Annotated in this window: 19 protein-coding genes; 11 read left to right on the forward strand and 8 right to left on the reverse strand. The window is 45.9% G+C overall.

Annotated features, from left to right (window positions below):
* The first annotated feature begins 16 nt into the window (after positions 1-16).
* The 6 genes from MTBPR1_RS01565 to MTBPR1_RS01590 all read left to right on the forward strand — a co-directional run bounded on the left by MTBPR1_RS01565 (position 17) and on the right by MTBPR1_RS01590 (position 6565).
* On the forward strand, positions 17-1390 hold the full coding sequence (locus tag MTBPR1_RS01565) for a pyruvate dehydrogenase complex E1 component subunit beta (RefSeq protein WP_069185780.1): 1374 nt from the start codon (positions 17-19) through the stop codon (positions 1388-1390).
* Between the two features lie 14 nt (positions 1391-1404).
* Positions 1405-2703, forward strand: coding sequence for a pyruvate dehydrogenase complex dihydrolipoamide acetyltransferase (locus MTBPR1_RS01570; protein WP_069185781.1), 1299 nt, complete (start codon positions 1405-1407; stop codon positions 2701-2703).
* Positions 2704-2720: 17 nt separating this feature from the next.
* On the forward strand, positions 2721-4124 hold the full coding sequence (gene lpdA, locus MTBPR1_RS01575) for a dihydrolipoyl dehydrogenase (protein WP_069185782.1): 1404 nt from the start codon (positions 2721-2723) through the stop codon (positions 4122-4124).
* Positions 4125-4302: 178 nt separating this feature from the next.
* Positions 4303-5127: an arsenite methyltransferase gene (gene arsM, locus MTBPR1_RS01580; RefSeq protein WP_069185783.1), complete on the forward strand. Its 825-nt coding sequence runs from the start codon at positions 4303-4305 to the stop codon at positions 5125-5127.
* 34 nt (positions 5128-5161) lie between these two features.
* Positions 5162-6106: a lipoyl synthase gene (gene lipA / locus MTBPR1_RS01585; protein WP_069185784.1), complete on the forward strand. Its 945-nt coding sequence runs from the start codon at positions 5162-5164 to the stop codon at positions 6104-6106.
* 18 nt (positions 6107-6124) lie between these two features.
* Entirely contained in the window at positions 6125-6565 is a 441-nt protein-coding gene (locus tag MTBPR1_RS01590; RefSeq protein WP_069185785.1) for a type II toxin-antitoxin system RatA family toxin, read from the forward strand.
* On the opposite strand, the gene MTBPR1_RS01595 is transcribed toward MTBPR1_RS01590, so the two are convergent.
* On the reverse strand, positions 6547-7032 hold the full coding sequence (locus MTBPR1_RS01595) for a CinA family protein (RefSeq protein WP_069185786.1): 486 nt from the start codon (positions 7030-7032) through the stop codon (positions 6547-6549). The genes MTBPR1_RS01590 and MTBPR1_RS01595 overlap by 19 nt on opposite strands.
* A gap of 4 nt (positions 7033-7036) precedes the next feature.
* Positions 7037-7531 (reverse strand): phosphatidylglycerophosphatase A family protein, encoded by a 495-nt coding sequence (locus MTBPR1_RS01600; protein WP_240492841.1) that lies wholly within the window; start codon positions 7529-7531, stop codon positions 7037-7039.
* A 257-nt stretch (positions 7532-7788) separates the two neighbouring features.
* On the opposite strand from MTBPR1_RS01600, the gene MTBPR1_RS18250 reads away from it, so the two are divergent.
* Positions 7789-9099 carry a M23 family metallopeptidase gene (locus tag MTBPR1_RS18250; protein WP_069185788.1) on the forward strand — a complete coding sequence of 437 codons (1311 nt, stop codon included), beginning with the start codon at positions 7789-7791 and terminating at the stop codon, positions 9097-9099.
* Positions 9083-9589: a bactofilin family protein gene (locus MTBPR1_RS01610; protein ID WP_069185789.1), complete on the forward strand. Its 507-nt coding sequence runs from the start codon at positions 9083-9085 to the stop codon at positions 9587-9589. The genes MTBPR1_RS18250 and MTBPR1_RS01610 overlap by 17 nt, the downstream gene beginning before the upstream one ends.
* 49 nt (positions 9590-9638) lie before the next feature.
* Here MTBPR1_RS01610 and MTBPR1_RS01615 read toward each other — a convergent pair whose 3' ends face one another.
* The 3 genes from MTBPR1_RS01615 to MTBPR1_RS01625 are packed head-to-tail and all read right to left on the reverse strand — an operon-like array spanning position 9639 to position 13177.
* Positions 9639-10487, reverse strand: coding sequence for an alpha/beta fold hydrolase (locus MTBPR1_RS01615; protein WP_069185790.1), 849 nt, complete (start codon positions 10485-10487; stop codon positions 9639-9641).
* Positions 10488-10491: 4 nt separating this feature from the next.
* Positions 10492-11187: a haloacid dehalogenase type II gene (locus tag MTBPR1_RS01620; RefSeq protein ID WP_069185791.1), complete on the reverse strand. Its 696-nt coding sequence runs from the start codon at positions 11185-11187 to the stop codon at positions 10492-10494.
* Position 11188: 1 nt separating this feature from the next.
* Positions 11189-13177, reverse strand: coding sequence for a lytic transglycosylase domain-containing protein (locus MTBPR1_RS01625; protein ID WP_069185792.1), 1989 nt, complete (start codon positions 13175-13177; stop codon positions 11189-11191).
* 220 nt (positions 13178-13397) lie between these two features.
* On the opposite strand from MTBPR1_RS01625, the gene dapA reads away from it, so the two are divergent.
* The 3 genes from dapA to MTBPR1_RS01640 all read left to right on the forward strand — a co-directional run bounded on the left by dapA (position 13398) and on the right by MTBPR1_RS01640 (position 16729).
* The gene (dapA, locus tag MTBPR1_RS01630) at positions 13398-14270 is read left to right on the forward strand and encodes a 4-hydroxy-tetrahydrodipicolinate synthase (RefSeq protein WP_069185793.1); all 873 of its coding nucleotides are present in this window, start codon (positions 13398-13400) and stop codon (positions 14268-14270) included.
* 4 nt (positions 14271-14274) lie between these two features.
* Entirely contained in the window at positions 14275-14760 is a 486-nt protein-coding gene (gene smpB, locus MTBPR1_RS01635; RefSeq protein ID WP_069185794.1) for an SsrA-binding protein SmpB, read from the forward strand.
* Positions 14761-15022: 262 nt separating this feature from the next.
* A complete protein-coding gene (locus MTBPR1_RS01640) occupies positions 15023-16729 on the forward strand; it encodes a methyl-accepting chemotaxis protein (protein WP_083222820.1) in 1707 nt (568 codons plus the stop codon).
* A gap of 77 nt (positions 16730-16806) precedes the next feature.
* On the opposite strand, the gene MTBPR1_RS01645 is transcribed toward MTBPR1_RS01640, so the two are convergent.
* From MTBPR1_RS01645 to MTBPR1_RS01655, 3 genes are all read right to left on the reverse strand, one after another.
* The gene (locus MTBPR1_RS01645) at positions 16807-17076 is read right to left on the reverse strand and encodes a hypothetical protein (protein ID WP_069185795.1); all 270 of its coding nucleotides are present in this window, start codon (positions 17074-17076) and stop codon (positions 16807-16809) included.
* Between the two features lie 122 nt (positions 17077-17198).
* Complete coding sequence (locus MTBPR1_RS01650) at positions 17199-17810, reverse strand: hypothetical protein (protein ID WP_126464940.1); 612 nt, start codon at positions 17808-17810, stop codon at positions 17199-17201.
* Between the two features lie 73 nt (positions 17811-17883).
* The gene (locus MTBPR1_RS01655; RefSeq protein WP_069185797.1) at positions 17884-18168 is read right to left on the reverse strand and encodes a hypothetical protein; all 285 of its coding nucleotides are present in this window, start codon (positions 18166-18168) and stop codon (positions 17884-17886) included.
* Between the last annotated feature and the right edge of the window lie 53 nt (positions 18169-18221).

Below are 18221 nucleotides of genomic sequence, written 5' to 3' on the forward strand. Positions count from 1 at the left end.
GATAAGAGGAAATAATATGCCTATTGAAATTCTTATGCCTGCGCTTTCTCCAACAATGGAAGAAGGCAATCTTGCAAAATGGTGCAAGGCAGAAGGTGATACCGTTGAAAGCGGTGATGTGATTGCCGAGATCGAAACTGATAAAGCCACAATGGAAGTTGAAGCCGTTGACGAAGGTGTTATGGGGAAAATTCTTGTTACAGAAGGCACTCAAAACGTAAAAGTAAACGAACTGATTGCCTTGTTGCTTGATGAAGGTGAAGACGCCTCTGCTGTTGAAAATTACGCAGCGGGCGGTGCAGCCCCTGCACCCACAACAGACGCTGCCCCTGCCGCAGCAGAAGCAACATCAGCCCCAACAGCATCAGCAGCTCCTGTCGCTGTTGTTGAAGATGCCTATGATGGCCCAACAGAAGCCATTACAGTACGCCAAGCTTTAAACAGCACTTTGTTTGAAGAAATGCGCAAAGATGAAAAAGTCTTCATCATGGGTGAAGAAGTTGCTGAATACCAAGGTGCCTATAAAATTTCCCAAGGTTTATTGGATGAATTTGGTGCCAAACGCGTTGTTGATACACCGATCACCGAAATCGGTTTCACAGGTGTTGCTGTTGGTGCAGCCTGGTCTGATTTAAAGCCTGTTGTTGAATTCATGACATTCAACTTCTCCATGCAAGCCATTGATCACATTATCAACTCTGCAGCCAAGACACTTTATATGTCTGGTGGCGAGATTTCTTGTCCGATCGTCTTTCGTGGATGTAATGGTGCAGCCTCACGTGTTGCTGCCCAGCACTCACAATGTTATGCCTCTTGGTATGCACATTGCCCAGGCTTGAAAGTTGTCGCACCTTATTCTGCTGAAGATGCCAAAGGCCTGTTGAAAGCAGCCATTCGCGATCCAAACCCTGTTATCGTTTTGGAAAACGAACTTCTTTATGGGCGTACGTTTGATTGCCCAACGGATGAAGATTTTGTCATTCCATTTGGTAAAGCCAAAATTGAACGCAGCGGCACTGATGTAACTTTGGTGGCTTATTCCATCACAGTGGGCTGGGCTTTAGAAGCTGCTGAAAAGCTTGCTGAAGAAGGTATCTCTGCTGAGGTCATTAACCTGCGCTCTATTCGTCCGCTGGATACCCATACAATTGTTGAATCGGTTAAGAAGACAAACCGCTTGGTTACAATTGAAGAGGGGTGGGCTTTTGCCAATATCGGTTCTGAAATTTCATCGCAAGTTATGGAACATGCGTTTGATTACCTTGATGCACCCGTTACGCGCATCACAGGTGCAGACGTTCCTATGCCATATGCTGCAAATCTGGAAAAACTCGCCATGCCAACCATTGATGACATCACAACAGCAGCAAAAGCTGTGTGTTATAAATAGAGGAAATCAGCATTATGCCTATTCAAATTTTAATGCCTGCGCTTTCTCCAACAATGGAAGAAGGTAATCTGGCGAAATGGTGCGTTGCAGAAGGCGACACTGTTGAAAGCGGCGATATTCTGTGTGAAATCGAAACAGACAAAGCCACAATGGAAGTCGAAGCTGTTGATGAAGGGACAATCGGCAAGATTGTCATTCCCGATGGCACCGAAGCTGTCAAAGTAAACGAGCTTATCGCTTGGTTACTTGAAGACGGTGAAGATGCCTCAAGCATCGATAGTGCTGCCTCAAGCGCACCTGCACCAGCTGCAGCAGCGCCTGCTGAAGCCTCAGCTGCACCCGCAGCTGCTTCAAACACACCAGCCCCGGCTGCACCAACAGCTGATAATGGTGATCGTATCTTCTCAAGCCCGCTTGCACGTCGCATTGCAGCTCAAGAAGGTCTGGATCTGACAGCCGTTTCCGGTACTGGCCCACGTGGTCGTGTCGTTAAGCGCGACATTGATGCAGCAATCGCTGCTGGCACAGGTAAAGCACCCGCAAAAGCTGAAGCAGCCCCTGCACCAAAAGCAGCTGGCGCTGAAAGCAATGCGCTTTCTGTTGATGATCCAATCTTCAAGCTTCTGCCTGAATTTGAAGCTGTGCCTAACACAAACATGCGCAAGACAATTGCCAAACGTTTGACTGAATCAGCACGCGACATTCCACACTTTAACCTTCAGGTTGACGTGGAAATTGATAAGCTCATGGCCCTTCGCAAAGAGCTCAACTCCCGCGATGGCGCTGACTATAAGATTTCTGTAAATGATTTCTTGGTCAAAGCAACTTCGCTGGCGCTGTCACGTGTTCCTGATTGTAACGTTGCCTATACCGATGGTGCGATCTTGAAGTTTAAACAGGTTGATATGGCTATCGCGGTTGCTGTTGAGGGTGGCTTGATTACACCAATCATCAAAGATGCAGCTTCTAAAGGCCTTGCAACCTTGGCAAACGAAGCCAAAGATTTAGCTGGACGTGCGCGTGAAGGCAAACTGTCGCCTGAAGAATATCAAGGCGGTACATTCACTATCTCTAACCTCGGCATGTTCGGGATTAAGAGCTTCAACTCCATCATCAACCCACCACAAGGCGGTATTCTGTCTATTGGTGCAGGTGAGCAACGCCCGGTCGTGAAAGACGGTGCCCTTGCCGTTGCAACGGTTGTGACACTTACGCTTGCTGTTGATCACCGTTGTATTGATGGCTCCACGGGTGCAACCTTCATTAAGGAACTCAAAGGCCTTATTGAAGACCCAATCGCGTTGATGCTTTAAGAGATAGGAAATTTAAGATGTCTGATACAAATTTTGACGTCATTGTTGTCGGCGCAGGCCCTGGTGGTTACGTTGGCGCGATCCGTGCGGCACAACTGGGGCTGAAAACAGCCCTCGTTGAAGCCAATCATCTGGGCGGCATTTGCTTGAACTGGGGTTGTATCCCAACAAAAGCACTGCTTCGCTCAGCCGAAATCTACGAACATATGAAACATGCTTCACAATTTGGTCTTGGTGCGAAAGAGGTCTCTTTCGATATCGCCAAAATTGTTGAGCGTTCACGTGGCGTATCAAAGCAGCTGTCCGGCGGTGTCGGTCACTTGCTTAAGAAAAACAAAGTCACCGTCATTGATGGCTATGGCAAACTTTTGGGTGGCGGTAAGCTTTCTGTTGAAAAAGACGGTAAGGTTTTCACAACGCTAACGTCCAAAAACATCATCATGGCCACAGGCGCACGTGCCAAATCCTTCCCCGGCCTTGAGCCAGATGGCAAGCAGGTTTGGACTTATATGGAAGCCTTGGTGCCAACGGAAGTGCCAAAATCCATGTTGGTTATTGGTTCTGGTGCCATCGGCATTGAATTTGCCAATTTCTATCATACCTTTGGTGCAGATGTGACGGTTGTTGAAGCCCTTGACACCATCATGCCTGTCGAAGATGAAGAAATTTCCGGCATGGCGAAAAAATCCATGGAAAAACGCGGCCTTAAGTTCAAAACCGGGACACTGGTGAAGAAACTTGATAAAGCGGCTGATGGCGTTACAGCAACCCTTGAAAAAGGCGGCAAGACTGAAACCATCAAAGTGGATAAAGTCATCACTGCTGTTGGTGTTGTGCCAAACGTTGAAAACATCGGCCTAGATGCTGCGGGTGTAAAACTGGACGAACGTGGCTTTGTTGCCATTGATGGTTACTGCAAAACATCCGCTGAGGGCGTTTATGCCATTGGTGATGTGGCAGGTGCCCCCTGTTTGGCCCATAAAGCGTCTCATGAAGCGATTATCTGTGTTGAGAAAATTGCAGGCCAGAAAGGCGTTCATCCCCTTGATAAATCGCTTATTCCGGGCTGTACTTATTGTCAGCCACAAGTCGCAAGCGTTGGCTTGACAGAAAAAGCTGCTAAAGAAGCAGGTTATAAAGTCAAAGTCGGTCGTTTCCCATTCATGGGTAACGGTAAAGCGATTGCGTTGGGTGAGCCAGAAGGCATGGTCAAAACCGTGTTTGATGAGAAAACTGGCGAACTGCTGGGTGCTCATATGGTCGGTGCAGAAGTAACTGAGCTTATTCAGGGCTTTGGTGTTGCAAAAACACTGGAGACAACTGAAGAAGACCTCATGCATACTGTCTTCCCACACCCAACATTGTCTGAGATGATGCATGAAAGTGTGCTGGATGCCTATGGCAAAGCCATTCACTTCTAGGCTGTCCTAAGCTGTCATACTGGCGAAGGCCAGTATCTCGTCAGCCCCAGACCGTTGCTAGATGCTGGATCAAGTCCAGCATGACGATTGGGAAAAGGTTGACAAAAAAGTGAATTGATTAAGACGGGGAGGGGGCTATAGTTTCCTCCTCGTTCTTTTTTTATTATTGAGGTTCTTTATGTCTGGTTGTTGTGGCCCTAAAACAGATGATGATGTTCGCAAGGACGTCTCAGAAAGTTATGCAAAAATCGCCAATGATGGTGGCAATGCGGGTTGTTGCCTACCTGCAACAAGTGGTCCAGACACACCCTCAGCTGAGGCTTTTGCCAAAAACTTCGGCTATAGCGATGAAGAACTTGCTGCCGTGCCAGACGGGGCAAATATGGGCTTGGGCTGTGGTAACCCATCTGCAATTGCTGCTATGAAAGCAGGCGAGGTGGTGGTTGACCTTGGTTCTGGCGGTGGCTTTGACTGTTTCCTTGCAGCAAAACAAGTCGGTGAAGATGGTTTTGTCATTGGCGTGGATATGACCCACGATATGTTGCGCAAAGCAAAAGACAATGCCGATAAGTTAAAGGCAAGTAATGTCGAATTTCGCCTTGGTGAAATTGAAAACCTGCCCATTGGCGATAACACCGCAGATGTGATTATCTCTAACTGTGTGGTTAATCTAAGCCCGCGCAAACATCGCGTGATTGAAGAAGCCTTTCGTGTCTTGAAACCGGGCGGGCGTGTTGCCATTTCCGATGTCGTTGAAACCCACGATATGCCGGAAGATATCCAAAATGACACAGAACTGCTGTGTGGTTGTGTTTCTGGTGCAGCTGCTGTAAAAGACCTGCAAGAATGGCTAAAAGCCGCAGGTTTTTGCGATATTAAGATTGATATCAAAGAAGAAAGCCGCGACTATATTAAAGACTGGGCACCGGGGCGCGGTATTGAACAATATGTGGCCTCTGCCTCAATCGAAGCGGTTAAGCCAAACACCAAATGCTGTGGGTAGGAACACCTAAAGCATAGAAAAGGATCAAAAGATCATGAGCGAAGCCAACAAGCTACGTCATCCCGAAAAGCAGAAAAACCCGGATAACCCGATTCAGCGCAAACCAGCCTGGATCCGCGTTAAAGCCCCTGTATCCAAGGGCTATAAGGAAACACGCGAACTTATGCGTGATAAAAATCTGCATACGGTCTGTGAAGAAGCTTCCTGCCCCAATATTGGGGAATGTTGGGAGCGCAAACATGCCACCTTTATGATCCTTGGTGAAATTTGCACGCGCGCCTGCACATTCTGCAACGTCATCACAGGTAAGCCCAAGGCAACCGACCCGATGGAACCTGAAAATGTTTCCGTATCCGTTGCCACCATGGGGGCCAAACATGTAGTTATCACATCAGTTGATCGCGATGACCTTGATGATGGCGGGGCCGATCAGTTTGTTCAATGTATTGAGCGCATTCGTGAAAAATCCCCTGAAACCACCATTGAAATCCTGACACCGGATTTTCGTGGTAAAGAAGGCGCGCTTGAACATGTGGTTGCGGCCAAACCAGACGTATTTAACCATAACCTTGAAACCGTGCCGCGCCTGTTTCCATCTGTGCAATTAGGCTCGCGCTATTTTCATTCTTTGCGCGTTCTTCAACAGGTTAAAGAGATTGATCCGCATATCTTTACCAAGTCCGGTATTATGGTTGGCCTTGGCGAAACAAAAGAAGAAGTCATTCAGGTAATGGATGATATGCGTTGCGCAGATGTTGACTTTCTCACCATAGGGCAGTACTTAGCACCTACACCGAAGCACGCAGCTATTGATCGCTTTGTGACGCCGGAAGAGTTTGAAGAGTATACAAAAATCGCCAAACGCAAGGGGTTCTTGCTGGCCTCTTGTACGCCTTTGACTCGCTCGAGCTACCATGCCGATCATGATTTTGCCAAGCTGCGCGCCGCGCGTGAGGAACAGTTAGCTAAGCAAAAGTAAGTAGGCCTGAGCGCATAAATGCCAACCCATGCAGAAATAAAGAAAAGCCCATTTTCGGCGGCGCAGATGTATGCACTCGTCGCCGATATGGCAAAGTATCCTGAGTTTCTACCATGGTGCGTGGCAACGCGTGTGCGCTCGCTTGAAGGTAACCATATGGTTGCCGATATGGTTATCGGCTTTAAAATGATCCGTGAGAAATATACCTCTGAAGTCACCCTTGATCAGGATAAAGAGGTTAAAATCGTCTATAAAAACGGCCCCTTCAAATATCTCCATAGCCATTGGAAATTTGAAGATGAGGCCGATGGCGGCTGCACCATTGATTTTTTCGTGGATTTTGAATTTCGCTCAGCTTTACTGCAAAAACTTATGGGCGCTGTATTTAACGAAGCGGTCCAGCTGATGATCGGCGCTTTTGAAAAGCGCGCGCTTGAGCTTTACGGCACCAAGGCCTGAATTTGAATAAGCTTTAAAGCACGTTCTGCCGTTTGGTGGCGTATTTGCTCACGCTCCCCCTCAAACTTGTGCTTTTCAACGATGGTCTCGCCGTCTTTTTTAGCACATGCGATATACACAAGCCCAACCGGCTTTTCATCACTGCCGCCTGTGGGGCCAGCTATACCTGTGACCGCAACGCAAATATCGGTTCTGGACGCCTCGCGCCCGCCTTCAGCCATTGCCTTTGCAACGGACTTACTCACCGCGCCATGTTTTTCCAGCTTTTTGGCAGGTATATTCAACATGGCTTGCTTGGCAGTATTTGAATAGGTCACAAAACCACATTCCACCACATCAGAAGAACCTGCAACAGATGTAAGGGCTGCACTAATCATACCGCCAGTGCAAGATTCAGCTGTTGAAACCATCAAGCCAGTGCGACGACAAGCAACGAGTGTTTCTTTTGCTAAACTATTCAGTGACATGCCTTTACATCCCCGCCAACTGGATTTGAATAAAATAAATCGCAATTAGACCGTAAATGGCTGCAACCACATCGTCCAGCATAATCCCCAATCCACCGTGAACATTTTTATCAAACCAACAGGCAGGCCAAGGTTTGAAAATATCAACAATGCGAAACAGCACAAAACCAACAATATAGAGTTTCCAATCCAGTGCAGCAGGAATAAGCACCATCCATTGCCCGGCAACTTCATCAATTACAACAGCACCGGGGTCTTTGACGCCCGCTTTTTCTTCAAAAACATGGGCTGCCCACCAGCCAATAAGAAAGACCACGACAGTCGCAATGGTTAAACCAATCCAGCCCGTATAATACTGAATGCCCCATGCAAAGGGCAGGGCAGCAAGCGAACCCCATGTGCCCGGTGCCTTTGGTAAAAGGCCGGAGCCAAACCATGTTGCAAGCATACCTGCAGGTGAAACGAGGAATTCTCTGTTTAATTTTTGGTCGTTACCCACAATGAACCGTCCCATATGGTTGGAAACTTATTATTAACACATCGTGATGTATCATAAGATGAAGTAAAACCAATAGGCAAAGAAATTACATTTTTTTTATTATTGGCATAGCGTTAAAGGGCAAAGCACTGTATAAATGCTTGGGTTTTAGGGAAGAATGGCTGCATAGTAGTTTTCGACCTCTTATAACAAGCTACTTAAACGCTTGAAAAATAAATGTAAATATTCAGGGTCTGTAAAACAGTTTCTAGGGACACATGAGCGACTTTAAAAAACGGTTTGATGAGTTAAAAGACAAAACCATCGAGATTACCGATAAATATTTTCCAGAACGTCAACTCGTTTTGCGTACTGACGCCGATATCAAATATATCCGCGCTTCCAAACGATTGCAGATGTCCGTAGCCGCCAGTGCCTTTGCATTGCTCAGCTGGACAAGTTTTACAAGCATCACGCATTTCATGCATGATTCAGAATTGCTTGCAAAAGACAAAGAAGTCCTCAGTGTGCAAGTTGCGTATCGTAGTCTTTTGACCGAAGTGACTGAATACCAAGCAAAATTTACAAACATCAGTGACGAGTTGGAAGCCAACCATTCCATGATGGTGGCAAGCCTTGGTCAGGATGTACTTAAGAATAAAGATAAGCTCGTCAGTGCTGATGCCGCACGCAAAGAAGCACAAATCGCGCGCATGCATCTTAACACGCAGCTTAATTCTATTGAAGATTCAATGCGTGAATTGGCAAACCGCAACTATTCCCTTAAAGGCGACCTGTCTTTAAAGGAAATGGATTTGCAGACAGCCATAGCGGAACGCAACACAGCACGGCTTCAAAAAGAACGTATTGAAGAACAGCTACGCGAAACAGAAATTCAGGTTGCCCGCCTTAATCATTCTCAAGAAGACTTGATTGCGCGCGTCACAAACCAAGCGAGTGAAGAGATTTCAGATATTGAAGATATCTTGAGCCTTGCTGGCCTTGACCCTGACAAAATGCTGAGCGCTGTTGGCGAAGATACGACGGCCTCTGGCGGCCCGTTTATCGCAGCCCTTAATAAAAACGGTGAAGAAACTCAAGAAGCTGAACAGATACAACTCAACGCAGTTGATCGCCATCTTGCACGTTGGCAGGGCTTGCAAAAAATCAAACAGTCTCTCCCGTTGGCACAGCCACTGGATTATTATTACATCAGTAGCCGTTATGGTAAGCGCCGCGACCCGGTGAACAAACGTTGGGCTGTTCACTATGGTCTTGATATGGCTGCCTCGAAGAAAACGCCCGTTTACGTATCAGCACCTGGCAATGTGAAATTTGTTGGCTGGAAAGGCAACTACGGTCGCTTTATCATCATTGACCATGGTAATGGTATTGAAACACGTTATGGTCACCTTCATAAGACACTTGTGAAAAAAGGTGATACAATCAATTTCAGAACTAAAATTGGACTTGTGGGTAACACAGGCCGTAGCACTGGCGCGCATTTGCACTATGAAGTACGTGTAAATGGTAAAAATGTCGATCCGTTCAAATTTATCAAGGCAGGACGCAATGTTTTCCAAGGCTAATAAAAATAACTCACCAAAAAGCTCCAGCGTTTCAACGCCGAAAAAACGCGTAGCACCTTCTATCATCAGCGAAGACCTTTCTGTTACAGGTAACTTAAGCAGTGAAGGTGAAATCCAGATTGATGGGCGTGTCACTGGTGATATCCAGAGTAAAGATATTCTCGTTGGCGAAACGGCTCACATCAAGGGTGAGATTATTGCTGAATCAATTCGTGTGCATGGCAAAGTAGACGGTCAGATTAAAGCACAAAATGTAAGCTTGGCAAAAAGCTCTCATGTTGTTGGTGATATCCTGCATGACAACCTGTCTATTGAAACAGGTGCATTCCTTGAAGGCCATTGTAAACGTCTGGCTGAAGGTGAATTCAGTCTTGAGAGCGACAAAAAGCCATTGCAAGAAAAGCCGACTTCAACAACGAAGTCACAGGCTTCAAGAAATACACAGAATACAAACAAATCAGCTTCGAATGAGAAAAAAGCAACCGCTTGATTTCATAGAAGAAAATTTTAGAAAGCCCGGTCAATCTGCCGGGCTTTTTTTATTGGATGAAACGCAAGATTTCCGCTTGGGCCATTTCTTCTTCCAAGGTTGGTGCATGACCAACACCGTTGATTTCAATCCCTGAAATATGTTCAAGCCCATCAAGCATCTTATCAAAAGTCACTTTTGTAAAAACATTGGACTCTTCACCGCGAATAACAAGCACACGGCGCTTACCCAAAGCATAAAAATAGGGCCAAAGGTCTTTGCGCTCATCTTTTGATTGATCATTCTTCAGGTTTTCAGCGATTTTTACGTCCCAATTGGGCACATAACGCCCCTCTTTTAGCTTGTAAGTTTTCTTGGCGATATTAAACCAATCCTTATCTGCAAAGCTCTTTTCTTCCTGATAATAACTCTTCAGTTTTTCAACCGCCCCCTCAAGATCACTAACACTGGCATTATCACTTGTATAAGCGATAATCTTCGCTAACCCTTCTTCGTTAAGGTCAGGTCCGACATCATTGAGGATCACACTATGAACAAGCCCCGGTGCCATGGCGCACATTGCCATTGAAAGTAAACCACCAAGAGATGTGCCAAGAAAAACAGCATCATGAACCCCAAGAGCGCTACATACATTAAACACGTCGCCAATATAGGTTGCAGGGTTATAGTTTTCCCAGTTTTCATCAAACTCGGATTGACCACGCCCACGATAATCCATTGTGACTACACGGTGGCCCTGCTCAAACATGGCTGCGCCAATATGATCAAAATCTTGGGAATTGCGCGTTAGTCCAGACAGGCACAAAATTGTGCGTCCCATTGCGCGGGTAGGGCGATAATCGCGGACATAAAGCTTAAGCCCGTCCCCAGCTGAAATTAATCGTTCCTGATACGCCATCGGCTTACAATCCATTATCAATTAACTCAGGCAATTTATGTAATGACTTAATCTCACATTGTGGAATTGCATCTTGACCAAGCTTTTCAGGCTTTTGACCAAAACGGTTAACCCAGACCACTTGGAAACCAAAAACGGTTGCACCTGCGGCATCCCAAGAATTTGCTGATTGAAAAGCGATATTTTCAGCCTTAACCCCCATCTGATCAACCGCCATTTGATACACCCGTGGATCGATTTTGAAAATCCCCACATCATCCACACTCAATACAGCATCAAGGCTATCATAGATGCCAGCCTGACGCACAGCAGAGGTCAGCATGGTGCGCGACCCGTTTGAGAGAATAGCCGTTTTAATCCCGCGATCCTTCAGGTTTTCCAACATTCTCTTTACTTCGGGATAGGCATCAAGTTTCAGATAAAGCTCCATCAACCTTGCACGAAGGGCAGGGTCCTTCATATTGAAAGTATCCATGGTGAAATCGAGGGCTTCACCTGTGACATGCCAAAAATCATGATAGCGCCCCATCATGGAGCGCAACCAGGTATATTCCAGTTGTTTTTTGCGCCAAAGGGCTGAGAAATTTAGCCAATTATCACCAATATCTGCTGCACAGTGGCGCGAAGAGGCTGCGACATCAAACAAAGTGCCATAGGCATCAAAGACACAAGCCTCAATATTTTCAAGCTTTTGAACCATCTTATCTTTTTCTCTTTAAATCAGCTTCAAGGGATGATGCTATTTGGGTTGTTTTCAAGCGATAACGATAGATTTGAACATTCTCCAACACACGCTGCACGTAATTACGCGTCTCGCTGAATGGAATTTGTTCTACCCAATCAATTACATAATCACGATCATCTGTACGCGGGTCACCAAATTCCCTTATCCATTGGCGCGCACGATGTGGCCCGGCATTATATGAAGCCAGTGACAACACGTACGAGCCTTTAAATTTTTTCAACAAAACATCAAGATACTCACTGCCTAACCAGACGTTCATTTTCGGGCTGGAGGTTAATTTCTTGCGTGAATATCGGTAGTTCTTCTGTTTGGCTAAACGATAGGCTGTACGTGGCATCAATTGCATGAGCCCACGTGCACCAGCCCGGCTTTTCGCCTTTTCATAAAAAGCACTTTCTTGGCGAACAATACCGTGAACAAGGGCGGCTTCAGGGGTTTTACGCATGAGTTTTTCATCCAACACAGGGTAGGCGGCTTCAATCACACCATGGCCCTCGCGCAAGGCTTTTTTGCCCACATAAACAGCCAAATCAGGACGCCCGGCTTTAATGGCAAGCTCTGCGACCAAGGTGCGCCACCCTGCCGTAGTACTCATGGTATTTAGCTGATAGATGAAAGAGCGCATCTCATCGCGCTCCCCAAGGCGTTGTAAGAATGTCACCACATCAACAAGCTCGCTTTGCTCAAATGTAATGCGCTCTTGTCTATTGGGTTGGGCTTTTAAATTAACACTGACTTTTGATTTTTTACCCAAACGCTCACTGGCAAGCTGGCCATAATAGGCTGTTGGATATTGCGCTGCTTTTTCATACCAGGTCTTGGCTTCTTGAGCTTTATTCAAATCATCAAAGCTACGTGCTTTCCAATAAGCTGCACGCGCCTTACTGATGGGAAATTTCACGGCCTTATTGAGCTTTTCAAAATGCTCAAGCGCGAGATTGGGGTCTTTTAAAAAGCGTAACTGTATCCAGCCGGCAATCCATTCTGCATCGGCATAATTGGCACCATAATCCAGCCCGTGGTTCGTTACCATGCGATAGGCTTCACTATAATGGCCTTCACGAATGGCCTGACGCGCCATAATCACACGCTGTTTCCACCACACATGTGCATAGGGCAAATTTTTAGGTGCTTTAAAAAATAGCTCCGTTGCGCCTTCATAACGCCCTTTAATGCGGCGCCAACGCATGCGTTCAAATAAAAGCCCCGGATGGTTGATAAATTTCTTGGGCACCCGAGAAATGGCACCGTCCACACCGCCGCGCATACGTCTTAGGGTCAAACGAGCCTCAGCAAGGCGTTGCCAGTCTTTTTTCACATACGGCAACATACGCCGCGCCGGATAATAGCGACCTTCCCACAACAAACGATCCAAACGATCAATATGATCCTGATAGGTCAGGTATTTCTTATACTTGCGGTAAAACTGTTTTTGCTGATCACGGCCAAAATTGACATTTTTCCAAGATTTGCGCACCTGTTCGCGCATTTCATGGGTGCGGCCCAATTGTTTAAGCGCACCTGCTAATGAAATATGTCCATTGGCACTTCTGGGCTGGCGCCCGTTAAACCATTTCAAAACCGCTTCTGGTGGCAGGCTTTGGCTCATGGCCTCTTCAGCACGGCGCTGTAAGATAGATTGGCGCGGCCAGTCTGAATTATGCGAGATAAAGGCAGCAATTTCCTGAAAAGGCACATCCTTTTTCGGGTCAATAATCTGCATCCAGCGAACCAGCTTTGCCGGGGTCGCGTTTTTAGCTTTTACCGCTTTTTTAGATGCGCGTGACCATTTTTTCTTTTTGGCATCTTGGAAAGCGGATTTAGCAATTTTATAATCCGCATTGGACAAAGCCGCCTGCGCATGTGGCACGGCAACAGAACTACACAGAATAAACAGCCCGCTTAACAGGCCAACTGTGTGTTTCTTATATCGAGACAAACCCAATTGTCATCCATCCCTTGTTATTTTTTGCGACAATTCCTTTAAACGACCATCGCTTGAATGGTTACTCTATGCGCCACACATGCCCACGGCAAGGAAGGATTCAACTTTTTTCACTTTGAAAACTTGCCCATTGCCAAGAGAAGGGCTATGTTCCCCAATCCAAAAAATAGTTTTGTTTTGTGTAAGCTTTATTTTTCTTACACATACCAAGGAGATAATCATGTTTCAGGGTTCTATTCCTGCCCTGATCACGCCATTCAAAAACGGACAGATCGATGAACAAGCGTTCCAAGATCACGTTGAATGGCAGATCGAGCAAGGGTCTGACGCACTCGTCCCAGTCGGCACTACAGGTGAATCACCGACTCTCAGCCACGAAGAACACCACCGTGTGGTCAAACTGTGTCTGGAAGTTGCCAAGGGGCGTGTACCAGTAATTGCTGGTACCGGTTCTAACAATACAGCCGAAGCCGTCAGCCTGCAGAAACATGCAAAAGAAGCCGGTGCCTCTGCTGGTCTTGTTGTGACACCTTATTACAACAAACCAACACAAGAAGGCCTGATCGCCCATTATAAAGCCATTCATGAGGCTGCTGACCTGCCGATTATTATCTATAATATTCCGGGTCGCTCCATCATTGATATGTCCACTGAGACAATGGCTGAGCTGGCAAAATTGCCAAATATCGTTGGTGTTAAAGATGCAACGGGTGATCTGACGCGTCCGCTCAACACATATCTGGCCTGTGGTGAAGACTTCTGCCAACTTTCAGGTGAAGATGCGACTGCCGTTCAGTTCCTATCTGCGGGTGGGTCAGGCTGTATTTCGGTAACCGCAAATATCGCACCAAAACTCTGTTCAGACATGCAACGTGCATGGCGCGAAGGTGATGTGAAAACAGCAATGGACATTCAGTTCAAACTGTTGCCGCTTCACAATGCCATGTTCTGTGAAAGCAGCCCCGGTCCGGTTAAATATGCAGCTGAGCTGATGGGCCGTTGTTCTCGTGAAACCCGTTTGCCACTGGTTGAAATTTCTGATGCCAGCAAAGCCACTGTACGCAAGGCATTGGCTGACCTCGACATGATTTAAGTCGATGGCTGCGAAAAAGAAAAATAACGACGACTTCTCGGCGCGCATTGCGGCACAAAACCGCAAAGCGCGCCATAATTACTTTATTGAAGATACCGTTGAATGCGGGATGGTCCTAACCGGTACCGAAGTCAAATCCCTGCGCAGTGGTCGCGCCAGTATTCAAGAAGCCTACGCCACTGAAAAAGATGGCGAGCTTTACCTGATCAATGCAAATATCCCGATTTATGAAGGCGGTAACCGTTTTAACCATGAACCAAAGCGTCCACGCAAACTCCTTCTGCATAGAAAAGAGTTGGATAAATTGCTTGGGATGACCACTCAAAAAGGCTACACGCTCGTGCCTTTACATATCCACTTTAATGACCGCGGCATTGCCAAAGTCGCCATTGGTGTGGGTAAAGGTAAACAGAGCCACGACAAACGCGATAGTATTAAAGATCGCGATTGGAAACGTGATAAAGCGCGCTTAATGCGTGAGAAATATTAAAACCGATTCTTCTAATGCGAGAAGATTCGCATCTTGAAAAACCATTTCCTTCCTCCTAAAGCCCAAACAGTCAACCTATTGGCGAATTGAATAAAATTTTATTTAATTAAAAATCAATACCTTAGCTAAAAATTTAACAAAAAATTAACACCTCACCTAAATTGATGAGGCAATTTCTAATTCTAAAGTATAGTAAGCGCCATTATTTTGTCGAAGGCTGGGGGGCGAGCTATTCGACTATATCTATTAACGAGGTGTAGTTATGCGCATTACGACGAAGATGGTTGTCTTCTCAACTTTATTATTACTCTTATCATCCCTTGGTATAGGTACGGCATCCATCCTGACACTGAATTCAGAGCTCAAAGGCTCTATTCAAGAATTACAATCCAAATCCCTGCGCACAGCTGCCATGGGGTATCAGATGCTTTTCCCCAGCCTGAAATTTAAAGTTGATGAAAATGGCAATGTGACGGATTTGAAAACAATCCGTTTTCCAAAGTTTAGAAACCATTTCATGATTGACCGCATCACCCAAGCCACGGGCGATACAGCAACAATTTTCCAATGGGATGAAAAAACAAAAGACTTTTGGCGCAAAACCACCAATATCAAAAAGCCAGATGGCACCCGCGCCATTAACACACCACTTGGTAAAAATGGTCGTGTCTATCCCGTCGTAAAACAGGGTAAAACCTATCGCGGGGAAGCGACCATTTTTGGCAAAGAATATTACACCGAATATAATCCGATCTTCAACCTAAGTGGTGAAGTTGTCGGTATCCTTTATGTTGGAATTGAAAAAGAAAAAAGTGCTGCTTTTTTCAATAATATTGCCACCTCGATTATCATTTCCTCCCTCCTTGTTCTCATCCTCTTTATCATCATCACAATTTATCTGGCACGCAAAGGTGTGAAGCCGATTAAAAGACTTGTGGCTGTTACAAACCAACTTGCCGATGGCAACTTAGAAGCTGATGTTTCGTCCATTAATCGTGAAGATGAAATTGGCGATATGGCCAAGGCTATTCAGGTCTTTAAAGAAAGTGCTATTGAGCGCATTCGCCTTGAAAAGCGCGAACATGCAGAACAAGAAAAACAAATCGAGCGTCAAAAAGCTGTTGCTGAACTGACCAAAAACTTTGAAACTAAAATTGGCGATATGCTGGGTGTTGTCTCCCAATCTATTGGGACACTCCATAATGCGGCAGACTCCTTAAACGGCAATGCAGAATCAACCAGTGTAAAAGTAGAAAGCGCTTCCCAAGATACACAGGAAGCCGCGCAAAATGTGGACTCTGTTTCTGTTGCGAGTATTCAGCTCAGTGCCTCTATTCAGCAGATTTCAAGTGATGTGCAACAAACAACAAGCCTGCTGTCTAATTCTGTTGAAAAGGCTGATGTGGCAAATGAAAAGATTGGTCACCTTGCCAATGCTTCTGATCGCATCAGTGAAGTTGTCGGCCTAATCAGTGATATTTCCAACCAAACAAACCTACTGGCCTTGAACGCAACAATCGAAGCTGCACGCGCAGGTGATGCTGGTAAAGGTTTTGCCGTTGTTGCCTCAGAAGTTAAAAACCTCGCCTCACAAACCAGTAATGCAACGGAAGAGATTGCCGCGCAGATCATCAACATCCAAGGGGAGATCAATGGGGCGGTGAGCGCCATTCGCGAAATTTCACACATGATCAACCAGATCAGTGAAATGTCTTCAAGTGTGGCTGCTGCTGTTGAAGAACAAAGCTCCTCAACCGATGAAATCACCCGCAGCGTTCAACAAGCTGCCGACGGTACGCAGCGCGTGGCTGATAATATCGGTAATGTCAGTGATGCAGCCAAAGACACAGGCGTAAAAGCCAAAGAAGTCTCAAGCTCAGCAACCCAGTTGATGACGGTTTCTTCTGATTTGCAAAGCTATGTAGAGAACTTCCTAAACGATGTTCACAAAGCAGACAAAGCAGCTTAAAAACATCATCCTAGACAATCAAAAGGCCACCTCCATTATGTGGGTGGCCTTTTGATTCTCATATTCCTGTAAGGATATTACATCTTTTTCTTTGCTGCGCAGGGGTTCTTCGCAGCGCATGGGTTTTTGGCTGCACACGGGTTCTTCGCAGCACACGGGTTTTTAGCCGCACAGGGATTTTTGGCGGCGCAAGGGTTCTTTGCTTCACAAGGATTATGATGGCCTGCAACTTCAAACGAGCCTTGGGGGGCAGCAAGCGCTGCAGGAATGACAGCAGTACTCATGGCACCAACCATTACGGCACAAGCAACACCGTTGATCACTGTTTTTTTATTAAGGACGGACATGATGGAAACTCCATTTCAAAATAAGAACATATAAAGCGGCTCTGTTTGCTATGGGCCGATCATTATTTGTCTCATATTTTTAAGGAAGGCGGGGATCACGTCGCTTCACAAGACTGTGAGCATCAAACATCAAGGGGCCAACAATTGGGGGCAGCAGAGCCAAAAGCCGCCAACTTGGAGATCAATTCAAAATCAACATCAATACTACACGATACTTTTATAGGGTCTGGTTGATCGAAAATTTTAGAGGAAAAAGTAAACTCAAGCTGTTCAACATCAGAGAGTAAATTGATAAAGCTCTCTTTTGTCAGATAGTTAACACCTTCATCACATTTCTGTTTTGACTGTTTTTTTGCACAACGTAACTTATGGGGGGCAAAATATATTTCACGACTAATGGCATTGCCTGCTTGTATCGGTTCGGGCTTGGCTTCGCTAATAATCTCATCTTCCACCCGGGCTTCTGTACCCTTAAATTTATGAACCGACTGCCATACCTGATTATAAGTTTGTCCGCCAAGCGTAAAAGATACAGTCTCTTTTTGCACCACTGCATTATGCCCTGTGTGCCCGCTATTGGCATAAGCAACCCTTGCACCGATACGAATATATTTCTGAGTGTCCTCTGGATGATATTGATAAAAAATCAACATCACTTGCTCTGGTGCAAAAAGCGTTAGCTGGGCGCCACGAACAAGATGATATCCCTGCATCAAGACACCACCAAAAGCCATTAAAAAAGCGGCTAAGGCGAGGATATCCGTTTTGCGCTCAATCTCTATATAAGGAAATTTGTTCATCGCTTGTCTAGAGCTCAGACAAGCACTGAGGATATCTCAGCTTAAACTTAAACTGCAAAGACTCCTTCAAGCCCGGATAAATCTTTTTAAGCTTTTCACAATCAGCATCACTTAAAGCGGAAAGCGGTCCACTTGCTGGGCCGGGGGCAGGAGCTGAAGGTGGGGGCCCTTTAATAAATGACGGTGCAGGCATTAATGTAGGTGAAGGCGGAATACCTTCTTCATTTGCTTGAACATCATTGCCAAGGACAATGCTTACAAAGAGAATTAAACAACCTACAAATAAACGCATCACACACCTAAAGATTATTATAATTATGAACTAAACTTTAGAGTGCATTAAAT

This window comes from Candidatus Terasakiella magnetica (assembly GCF_900093605.1).
Lineage (GTDB): Bacteria > Pseudomonadota > Alphaproteobacteria > Rhodospirillales > Terasakiellaceae > Terasakiella > Terasakiella magnetica.

Excerpts from the sequence above, each read along its gene's own strand:
- MTBPR1_RS01640 (WP_083222820.1), top strand. The coding sequence starts at position 15,023 with ATGCGCATTACGACGAAGATGGTTGTCTTCTCAACTTTATTATTACTC.
- MTBPR1_RS01595 (WP_069185786.1), bottom strand. The coding sequence starts at position 7,032 with ATGTCACTGAATAGTTTAGCAAAAGAAACACTCGTTGCTTGTCGTCGC.
- arsM (WP_069185783.1), top strand. The coding sequence starts at position 4,303 with ATGTCTGGTTGTTGTGGCCCTAAAACAGATGATGATGTTCGCAAGGAC.
- MTBPR1_RS01565 (WP_069185780.1), top strand. The coding sequence starts at position 17 with ATGCCTATTGAAATTCTTATGCCTGCGCTTTCTCCAACAATGGAAGAA.
- MTBPR1_RS01620 (WP_069185791.1), bottom strand. The coding sequence starts at position 11,187 with ATGGTTCAAAAGCTTGAAAATATTGAGGCTTGTGTCTTTGATGCCTAT.
- MTBPR1_RS18250 (WP_069185788.1), top strand. The coding sequence starts at position 7,789 with ATGAGCGACTTTAAAAAACGGTTTGATGAGTTAAAAGACAAAACCATC.
- dapA (WP_069185793.1), top strand. The coding sequence starts at position 13,398 with ATGTTTCAGGGTTCTATTCCTGCCCTGATCACGCCATTCAAAAACGGA.
- smpB (WP_069185794.1), top strand. The coding sequence starts at position 14,275 with ATGGCTGCGAAAAAGAAAAATAACGACGACTTCTCGGCGCGCATTGCG.
- lipA (WP_069185784.1), top strand. The coding sequence starts at position 5,162 with ATGAGCGAAGCCAACAAGCTACGTCATCCCGAAAAGCAGAAAAACCCG.
- MTBPR1_RS01645 (WP_069185795.1), bottom strand. The coding sequence starts at position 17,076 with ATGTCCGTCCTTAATAAAAAAACAGTGATCAACGGTGTTGCTTGTGCC.
- MTBPR1_RS01570 (WP_069185781.1), top strand. The coding sequence starts at position 1,405 with ATGCCTATTCAAATTTTAATGCCTGCGCTTTCTCCAACAATGGAAGAA.
- lpdA (WP_069185782.1), top strand. The coding sequence starts at position 2,721 with ATGTCTGATACAAATTTTGACGTCATTGTTGTCGGCGCAGGCCCTGGT.
- MTBPR1_RS01650 (WP_126464940.1), bottom strand. The coding sequence starts at position 17,810 with ATGGCTTTTGGTGGTGTCTTGATGCAGGGATATCATCTTGTTCGTGGC.
- MTBPR1_RS01655 (WP_069185797.1), bottom strand. The coding sequence starts at position 18,168 with ATGCGTTTATTTGTAGGTTGTTTAATTCTCTTTGTAAGCATTGTCCTT.
- MTBPR1_RS01590 (WP_069185785.1), top strand. The coding sequence starts at position 6,125 with ATGCCAACCCATGCAGAAATAAAGAAAAGCCCATTTTCGGCGGCGCAG.
- MTBPR1_RS01610 (WP_069185789.1), top strand. The coding sequence starts at position 9,083 with ATGTTTTCCAAGGCTAATAAAAATAACTCACCAAAAAGCTCCAGCGTT.
- MTBPR1_RS01615 (WP_069185790.1), bottom strand. The coding sequence starts at position 10,487 with ATGGCGTATCAGGAACGATTAATTTCAGCTGGGGACGGGCTTAAGCTT.